General features: G+C 64.3%; 9 protein-coding genes and 1 pseudogene. 9 read left to right on the forward strand and 1 reads right to left on the reverse strand.

Annotated features, from left to right (window positions below; genetic code table 11):
• From EOA23_RS28820 to EOA23_RS28845, 6 genes are all read left to right on the forward strand, one after another.
• Positions 1 to 695, forward strand: a 695-nt coding sequence (locus EOA23_RS28820) for an NADP-dependent phosphogluconate dehydrogenase (RefSeq protein ID WP_127306646.1), incomplete at its 5' end; no start/stop codon positions are given.
• 13 nt (positions 696 to 708) lie between these two features.
• Complete coding sequence (zwf, locus tag EOA23_RS28825) at positions 709 to 2085, forward strand: glucose-6-phosphate dehydrogenase (protein ID WP_126063712.1); 1377 nt, start codon at positions 709 to 711, stop codon at positions 2083 to 2085.
• 17 nt (positions 2086 to 2102) lie between these two features.
• Entirely contained in the window at positions 2103 to 2807 is a 705-nt protein-coding gene (locus EOA23_RS28830; protein ID WP_127306647.1) for an ROK family protein, read from the forward strand.
• A 204-nt stretch (positions 2808 to 3011) separates the two neighbouring features.
• Complete coding sequence (locus EOA23_RS28835) at positions 3012 to 3473, forward strand: MucR family transcriptional regulator (RefSeq protein ID WP_126063710.1); 462 nt, start codon at positions 3012 to 3014, stop codon at positions 3471 to 3473.
• A 108-nt stretch (positions 3474 to 3581) separates the two neighbouring features.
• Positions 3582 to 4682, forward strand: coding sequence for an aminotransferase class I/II-fold pyridoxal phosphate-dependent enzyme (locus EOA23_RS28840; RefSeq protein WP_127306648.1), 1101 nt, complete (start codon positions 3582 to 3584; stop codon positions 4680 to 4682).
• A gap of 144 nt (positions 4683 to 4826) precedes the next feature.
• Positions 4827 to 6065, forward strand: coding sequence for an MFS transporter (locus EOA23_RS28845; RefSeq protein WP_127306649.1), 1239 nt, complete (start codon positions 4827 to 4829; stop codon positions 6063 to 6065).
• Positions 6066 to 6251: 186 nt separating this feature from the next.
• On the opposite strand, the gene EOA23_RS28850 is transcribed toward EOA23_RS28845, so the two are convergent.
• Positions 6252 to 6482, reverse strand: coding sequence for a hypothetical protein (locus tag EOA23_RS28850; protein WP_127306652.1), 231 nt, complete (start codon positions 6480 to 6482; stop codon positions 6252 to 6254).
• A 328-nt stretch (positions 6483 to 6810) separates the two neighbouring features.
• Between EOA23_RS28850 and EOA23_RS28855 the strand changes: the two genes are divergently transcribed.
• From EOA23_RS28855 to EOA23_RS28865, 3 genes and pseudogenes are all read left to right on the forward strand, one after another.
• Positions 6811 to 7434, forward strand: coding sequence for a hypothetical protein (locus EOA23_RS28855; protein ID WP_127306650.1), 624 nt, complete (start codon positions 6811 to 6813; stop codon positions 7432 to 7434).
• Between the two features lie 33 nt (positions 7435 to 7467).
• A complete protein-coding gene (locus tag EOA23_RS28860) occupies positions 7468 to 7761 on the forward strand; it encodes a hypothetical protein (protein ID WP_127306651.1) in 294 nt (97 codons plus the stop codon).
• A 10-nt stretch (positions 7762 to 7771) separates the two neighbouring features.
• Positions 7772 to 8007 (forward strand): annotated as a pseudogene (locus tag EOA23_RS28865) (hypothetical protein); the annotation flags it as partial.

Consider the following 8007-nt stretch of genomic DNA (forward strand, 5'->3'; position numbering starts at 1 on the left):
TGGCGGTGAAGGGCATCAACTTCGTCGATGTCGGCACCAGCGGCGGCGTCTGGGGCCTGGAGCGCGGCTACTGCCTGATGATCGGCGGCCCGGACGAAGCGGTGAAGCATCTCGATTCGGTCTTCGCCACGCTGGCGCCGGGCCCGGACGCCGGAGCCAATCCCTCGAAGGCCGACGGAACGGCGGCTTTCGGCTATCTGCACTGCGGCCCGAGCGGCGCCGGCCACTTCGTCAAGATGGTGCATAACGGCATCGAATATGGCGTCATGGCCGCCTATGCCGAGGGCATGAACATCCTGAAATCGGCCAATGCCGGCAAAAGGCAGCGCACCGCCGATGCCGAGACCAGCCCGCTCGAAAATCCGCAATATTACCAGTTCGATATCGACCTGCCCCAGGTCGCCGAAGTCTGGCGGCATGGCAGCGTCATCGGTTCCTGGCTGCTCGATCTCACCGCCGGCGCGCTGAAGAGCGATCCGGCACTCGCCCAGTTCGGCGGCCGCGTCTCCGACTCCGGCGAGGGACGCTGGACGCTGAAGGCGGCGATCGACACCGGCGTGCCTGCGCCGGTGCTGTCCTCGGCGCTGTTCGACCGCTTCTCCTCGCAGGGCGAATCGCAATTCGCCGACAAGCTCCTGTCCGCCATGCGCTATGCCTTCGGCGGCCATGTCGAAAAGCCGAAGACCGGCGCGTGAGGGGAGAGACGGCATGAGCCAGGAGAGGTCCGACACGCTGGTGCTTTTCGGAGCGACCGGCGACCTTGCGCACAAGAAGATATTCCCGGCGCTCTACCAGATGGTCGCCAAGGGAACATTGGCCGAGCCGGTGATCGGCGTTGCCTTCGACCCTTGGGAGCTGCCCAAGCTGGTCGACCGCGCCCGCGACGGCATCGTCACCGCGCTGGGCGGCATCGACGACATGGTCTTTGCCAAGCTCGCCTCGCAGCTGCGCTATGTCAGCGGCGACTACCGCGACGGCGCCACCTTCGAGAAGCTGAGGACGGCGCTGGGTCCGGCGCAACACCCGCTGCACTATATGGCCGTGCCGCCGACGATGTTCGAGACCGTCGTGCAGGGGTTGGAGCAGTCCGGCACCGCGCACGGCGCGCGGCTGATGATCGAAAAACCCTTCGGCCACGACCTGCAGTCGGCGCGCTGGCTGAACCGGGTGCTGCATCTGGTGTTCGACGAGCAGTCGATCTTCCGTATCGACCACTATCTCGGCAAGGAAGCGATCCAGAACCTGCTCTATTTCCGCTTCGCCAACTCCTTCCTCGAGCCGATCTGGAACCGCAACTTCGTCGAGAGCGTGCAGATCACCATGGCCGAGGATTTCGGCATCGAGGGCCGCGGCAAATTCTATGACGATGTCGGCTGCATCCGCGACGTGATCGAGAACCATTTGCTCAACATCCTGCTTCTGCTCGCCATGGAGCCACCGGTCGGCCGCTCGGCCGACGACCTGATCGACGAGAAGGTGCAGGTGCTGCGCGCGATCCGCACGCTGACCAGGGACGACGTCGTGCGCGGCCAGTTCGACGGCTATCTGGCCGAGCCGGGCGTCAGGCCCAACTCGCCGGTCGAGACCTTCGCCGCGGTGCGCTTCTTCGTCGACACCTGGCGCTGGCGCGACGTGCCCTTCTTCATCCGCGCCGGCAAGAACATGCCGGTGCATGCCACCGAGGTGATCGTGCGGCTGAAGCGGCCGCCGCTCGACGTCTTCGATCCGATCAAGCCGGACGACGCCAATTACGTGCGCTTCCGCATCGACCCGCAGGTGGCGATCTCGATCGGCGCGCAGCGCAAGAGGGCCGGCGACGACATGATCGGCGAGCAGGTGGAACTCACCGCGCTCGACGACTCCAAGGGCGACATGCCGCCTTACGAAAGGCTGATCGGCGACGCCATGAACGGCAATGGCCAGCTGTTCACCCGCCAAGACGCCGCCGAGCTTGCCTGGCGCATCGTCGGGCCGGTGCTCGGCGACACCACTCCGCCGGCGATCTATGCGCCCAAGACCTGGGGGCCGGCTGATGCCATGAAAGGCTTCGGCCCGCCCGATGGCTGGATCAATCCGACCAGATAACTTCCGGGGAGGAGGGAATGGCGAAGGCAGCAAAGACCGCCGCGACGGGCAGCGATCCGATCGTGCTCAGCATCGATGTCGGCGGCTCGCATGTGAAGATCCTCACCAGCGCCGGCGGCGAGATGCGCCGCGTTCCGTCCGGCCCGAGCCTGACCCCCGACCAAGTCGTCGCTTCGGTCGGGAAACTGGCGGAGGGCCTGACCTACGACTTGATCTCGATGGGCTTTCCCGGCCCTGTAAGGGACAACAAGCCCTCGCTCGATCCCTTCAATCTCGGCAAGGGCTGGAACGGCTATGATTTCACCGCCGCCTTCGGCAAGCCGGTGAAACTCGTCAACGACGCCTTGATGCAGGCGATCGGCAGCTATGACGGGGGCCGCATGCTGTTCCTCGGCCTCGGCACGGGCCTGGGCGCCGCCATGATCATCAGGAATGTCGGCCAGCCGATGGAGCTTGCCCATCTGCCCTACAAGAAGGGCGCGACTTTCGAGGATTATGTCGGCGAGCGCGGCCTGGTGAAGCACGGGAAGAAGAAGTGGCGCAAATACGTTTTCGACGTCGTGGGCAGGCTTCGCGCCGCCTTGCAGCCGGACTATGTCGTGATCGGCGGCGGCAATGTCGACAAGCTCGATGAATTGCCTGAAAAATCCCGGCGCGGCGACAACACTCGCGCTTTCGAGGGTGGATTTCGTCTATGGCGCGACAAGGCGCTGATCGTCTGATATTGTTACATTTCAGTATAATTGTTCAAAACAGCGTGTATTGATGCGACAATCGTTGCGTCGCGCAGATTTGCCGACTAGGAATTCGCCGGCCTGCGGCCCCTGCGGCTTTCGAATTCGCCAACAACGCTGGCAGCGCTTTGATATTACACACCGCGAAGCCGGATCGGTTTCGCGGCCTTGCGGTAGAAATGGAGGGACTACGTGGACGAAGACACCAGCACAGCCAAGGAAGTCGATCTGCTCGAGCTCACCGCTCACATCGTATCGGCCTATGTCGCGAAAAACCGCCTGCCCGCTTCGGACCTGGGCGGGCTGATCGCCAGCGTCGCCTCATCGATCGGCGGGATCAGCCAGCCGGCGGAACCCGCGGCGCCCCCGCCGACCCCCGCCGTCAATCCCAGGCGCTCGGTGACGCCGGACTACATCATCTGCCTTGAGGACGGGAAGAAGTTCAAATCGCTGAAGCGCCATATCGGCGTGCATTTCGGCCTGACGCCCGAAGCCTACCGCGCCAAATGGGGCTTGCCGGCCGACTATCCGATGGTCGCTCCCAACTATGCGGCCTCGCGCTCGCAGCTGGCCAAGTCTATCGGCCTCGGCCGCAAGGCGGAACCGGAACCGGCGAAGCCCGCCCGGGGTAGGAAGGCCAAGGCGAGCGCTTGAAATAGCGCGCCTGCACCAATGATTTGAGGAAGCCTGCCGAGGAATCGACCTTGGCAGGCTTCCTGCTTTTGTGGCTTGGTTGCTACCGGAGATTGGGTGGAGGGGGCCATGAACTACGCCAGGATGCTGATCGAGAAGGAAGCGCCGGAGGAATACGGCTACGACCGCATCCGCTACAATCTCTCCGAAAGCTCGATCGCCGACCAGAAACTCTCCGACATCGGCCTGACGTTGCCGGACCTCACCTTGTTCTATGGCGAGCATCGCGGCGACAAGGACCTGCGCGCGCTGATCGCCGCGCTGGACGAGGGCCTTTCCCCCGCCGATGTGCTGGTGACTGCGGGCGCGGCCGGCGCGCTGTTCATCATCGCCACCGCGCTGCTGTCGCCCGGCGACCATCTTGTGGTCGTGCGGCCGAACTACGCCACCAACATCGAGACGCCGAAGGCGATCGGCTGCGCCATCTCTTATGTCGATCTCGATTTCGACCAAAGCTTCGCCGTCGACATCGGACGCGTGAAGGCGGAGCTGCGGCCGAACACCAGACTGATCAGCGTCACCTGCCCGCACAATCCCACCGGCACGATGATGACACGCGCCGATCTCGACGCACTAATCGCGCTTGCCGAACATCACAAATGTCGCCTGCTGGTCGACGAGACCTATCGCGACCTCTCCTATGGCGAGCGCCTGCCCGCGGCGGCCTCGCTTAGCCCGGGCGCGATCAGCGTCTGCTCCCTGTCCAAGGCTTTCGGCATTCCGGGCATCCGCATCGGCTGGCTGCTGACCCGGGATCCGGAGCTGCAGGAAACCTTCCTCGCCGCCAAAGAGCAGATCGGCATCTGCGGCAGCGTCATCGACGAGGCGATCGCCCGCGCCACGCTCGAAAGGCGTGACGCCTTTCTCGCCTCGCTGCTGCCGGACATGGCAAGGCGCCGTGACATCGTGCAGGCCTGGATCGACGGCGAGACGCTGGTCGACTGGGTGCGGCCGCAAGGCGGCGTCGTCGGCTTCCCGCGGCTCAACGTCGATGCGGGCTTCGACCTCGACCGCTTCTACACCCGGCTGCTGGAGGAGCACGGCACCTATGTCGGCCCCGGCCACTGGTTCGAGATGCCGAAGCGCTTCTTCCGCCTCGGCTTCGGCTGGCCGACGGAAGCGGCGCTGCGCGGCGGGCTGGCGGCCATCTCGGCCGCGTTGCGGAGCTGAGTCGCCGCCCGGGCAAAAATTCGATTTTCTTTGATCCAGCGCGGATTTTTGCGCGCATGGCAGGACGAACTGGGCTAAAGGGTTCTGGCCGGACCAGCGCCCACCGTGCCCCGCCGGCCGTTGTCGCAACGGGGCCCTCGAATCATGACCGCCGAAGCAATTTCACCAGACCAGCGCTACGCCGCGTTCCGGCACCGCCCGTTCCTCAGCTACTGGACGGCGCGCTTCCTCACCACCTTCGCCACGATGATCGTGTCCGTCGCGGTCGGCTGGCAGGTCTATGACCTGACCCGTGACCCGTTCGACCTCGGCATTGTCGGCATCGTCCAGTTCCTGCCTTCGCTGCTTCTGGTCCTGGTCACCGGGGTGGTCGCCGACCGCTTCGGCCGCCGGCTGATCATGACGCTGGCGACGCTGGTCGAGGCCGGCTGCGCGCTGGCCCTGCTGCTTCTGACACTGCGCGGACTTCACGGCCCGCTGCCGATCTTCATCGTGCTGGTGATGTTCGGCATTGCGCGGGCCTTCTACGGACCGGCTTCGTCCTCGCTCTTCGCCAATCTCGTGCCGCAGGAAGACTTCGCCAACGCCATCGCCTGGAACTCGTCGGCCTGGCAGACGGCGACCATCGTCGGTCCGGTCGCCGGCGGCCTGCTCTACGGCGTTTCGGCGGAAGTCGCCTATGCCACCGCCGCCTTATTGATGCTCGCCGCCGCGGTGCTCATCTTCACCATCCCGAAGCCCGCCCAGCAGACGGCCACCGACAAGCCGACGATGCAGACGCTGTTTGCCGGCTTCCGCTATATCTGGGGCGAGAAGATCGTGCTCGGCGCGATCTCGCTCGACCTCTTCGCCGTGCTCCTGTCGGGCGCCTCGGCGCTGCTGCCGGTCTACGCGCGCGACATATTGGAGCTCGGTCCCTGGGGCCTCGGCCTGCTGCGCTCGGCGCCCGGCATCGGCGCCATCTGCGTCGCCGTCTGGCTCGCCGGCCATCCGATCCGCGACCATGCCGGCAAGATCATGCTGGGCTTCGTCGCCCTGTTCGGCGCCTTCACGGTGCTGTTCGGCGTCTCGACCATCACCTGGCTGTCGATCGCGGCGCTGGCCCTGCTCGGCGCCACCGACATGTTCAGCGTCTATATCCGCGAGACGCTGATCCAGCTCTGGACGCCCGACGAGGTGCGCGGCCGCGTCAACGCCGTCAACCAGGTCTTCGTCGGCGCCTCCAACGAGGTCGGCGAATTCCGCGCCGGCACGATGGCGGCGCTGATCGGCACGGTCCCCGCCGTGGTGATCGGCGGCATCGGCGCCATCGCGGTCGCGGGCTTGTGGGCCTGGCTGTTCCCGGCGCTGCGGCAGGTGAGGCACTTGAACAGCCGCGAGTGATCCCGCCCTGTATCTAAGCCGCCAAATCCGACGCTAGAGCGTTTCACCGTTTCACGGAAACGGCGATCCGCTCTATCCCTTTGTTTTTACGCAATTCCGGACGGAAAACCGCTCACACTTTTCCTAGAATTGCTCTATGGCCAATCAGGCTGCGCCGTCGGTCAACGAGACGGGTCGCGAGCAGACCTACTCCGAGAAGCTCACGCTCACGCCGCGCTGGCGAAAATAGGCCTGCATCAGCTTGCGGCCGGCGCGGTTGTTCTGCACCAGCCTGGTGGGATCGAACACCGCCTGTTTCTTCCCCTCTCGCGCCAGTGCCGCCTTGAGTGCCGCGATATGCGCATCGAGGTCGGCATTGTCCGCTCGGAGTGAGGCATAGATGTTTTCGGTCGCCTCGGCCAAGGTCAGTTCGCTCACAGTGTCGTCCTTTTGATTGATCGGGCGGCGCCTTAGCACAGATTCGCCGCTCGTCGATACCAATGAGATTGTCAGCGCAAAGGCGGCGCTGTTGGGCCGCAACTTGATCGAGCGCCAGCCACCAGATTCGACGTTTGCCGCTATCCGCAGCCGCCGGCAGCCAACATCCGGCAGAGGACCGCGTTCGAGTCCGTGGTGAGTGCCAGGTGCGACCATGATGCCCTCCCGCACGCGATTGCTCGGAGTTGACGCAAGTCAAAGCCACGCCTCCTAGGAGAAGTTTATACCTCCCCACGAGCGCAGGCAGCACGGCAAAATGGAGGCAATGATGTCGGATCAGAGCAGCATGCATGCCTATCTGAATTGGACCAAGCAACGGATCGACGAGATGGACGCCATCTTGGCATCGCTGGAAGCCAAGGTGGGCCAAGTGAAGGTCGACTCGAAGGCCGATGCCGATCGAATTGTCGCCGACCTCAGGAAGCGGCGCGACGAATTTGAGGCCGCCGCGAAGGCCCAAGCAAAAGCAGGACAAGCTGCTGTCCAGGAGAACAGAGCCAAGTTGGAATCGCAGTGGCGTCGTTTCGAGACCGAGGTCACCACGTATTTCGAGATGGTCGGCAAACAGGCGGAGCAGCAAAAGGCGACATTCCTCCAGGCTGCCGCAGCACAGGCTAAGGCTTGGCGCGCGACGGCCGAGGCATTCCACAACGAAGCTAGGAAAGCCGTGACCGCGAGGCGCGCCGACATCGACGCGGCGGTAATCAAGATGAAGGCGGACGCCGCGGAGGCCGAGGCGCGGCTGCATAAGCTGACGCAGGCAGGAGGAGAATCCTGGGCGGCGCTGAGCGCGGCGCTGGCCGAATCGCGCCAAGCATTCGATCGAGCCAATCAACAGGCCGGCGATGCCCTGAAGGGCGGTGCGCAGACCAAATCCGAGTCATCGACCTGAATTCGGGCGAAGTCACCTTGGGAAGGTAACGACGTGAGCACAGATGCCTTGGTCTCCCGCGAGTTGAAATCGCTGCAAGAGGCGGTGGCGCTCTTGCAACAGCAGCGAACGGCCGCAGCCGCCCCGACAGACAATGTTGCCACCGGTGCCGAACCGGTCCACACAGCCGAAGACGAAGAATGGCACGCCGACCTGCGCGCGCTCGCGGACGAGGTCACCGGGTTCTTTGAGGAAGCAGAGAAGAACATTTCGCAACATCCGACGTCGAGCGTCGTCGGCGCGCTGCTTGTCGGAATACTGATCGGGCGCCTGCTCGGAAGGCACTGAGGGACGAAGCGTGATTGATCATCTTGTTCGCGACCTGCAGGTGTTGAAAAAAGCCGATCTTCTGATCGGGAAGATTTGGCTGGACATTCTGCTGCGTCGGGCCGGTCTGATTGCCTTCTCTGGCCTCATTGCAGTGTTCGGGCTGGGGATGGTCAACATCGCCGGCTTCTACGCCCTGCAGGTGTCCATCGGCCAAGCATGGGCGGCCGCCGCCGTCGCCCTGATCGACATTGTGATCGCCGCCAT

Source organism: Mesorhizobium sp. M2A.F.Ca.ET.042.01.1.1 (genome assembly GCF_003997405.1).
Taxonomy (GTDB): Bacteria; Pseudomonadota; Alphaproteobacteria; order Rhizobiales; family Rhizobiaceae; genus Mesorhizobium.

What these genes read in the sequence shown, in the direction of transcription:
- zwf (WP_126063712.1), top strand. Translation starts at nt 709, where the DNA reads ATGAGCCAGGAGAGGTCCGACACGCTGGTGCTTTTCGGAGCGACCGGC.
- EOA23_RS28830 (WP_127306647.1), top strand. Translation starts at nt 2,103, where the DNA reads ATGGCGAAGGCAGCAAAGACCGCCGCGACGGGCAGCGATCCGATCGTG.
- EOA23_RS28840 (WP_127306648.1), top strand. Translation starts at nt 3,582, where the DNA reads ATGAACTACGCCAGGATGCTGATCGAGAAGGAAGCGCCGGAGGAATAC.
- EOA23_RS28845 (WP_127306649.1), top strand. Translation starts at nt 4,827, where the DNA reads ATGACCGCCGAAGCAATTTCACCAGACCAGCGCTACGCCGCGTTCCGG.
- EOA23_RS28855 (WP_127306650.1), top strand. Translation starts at nt 6,811, where the DNA reads ATGTCGGATCAGAGCAGCATGCATGCCTATCTGAATTGGACCAAGCAA.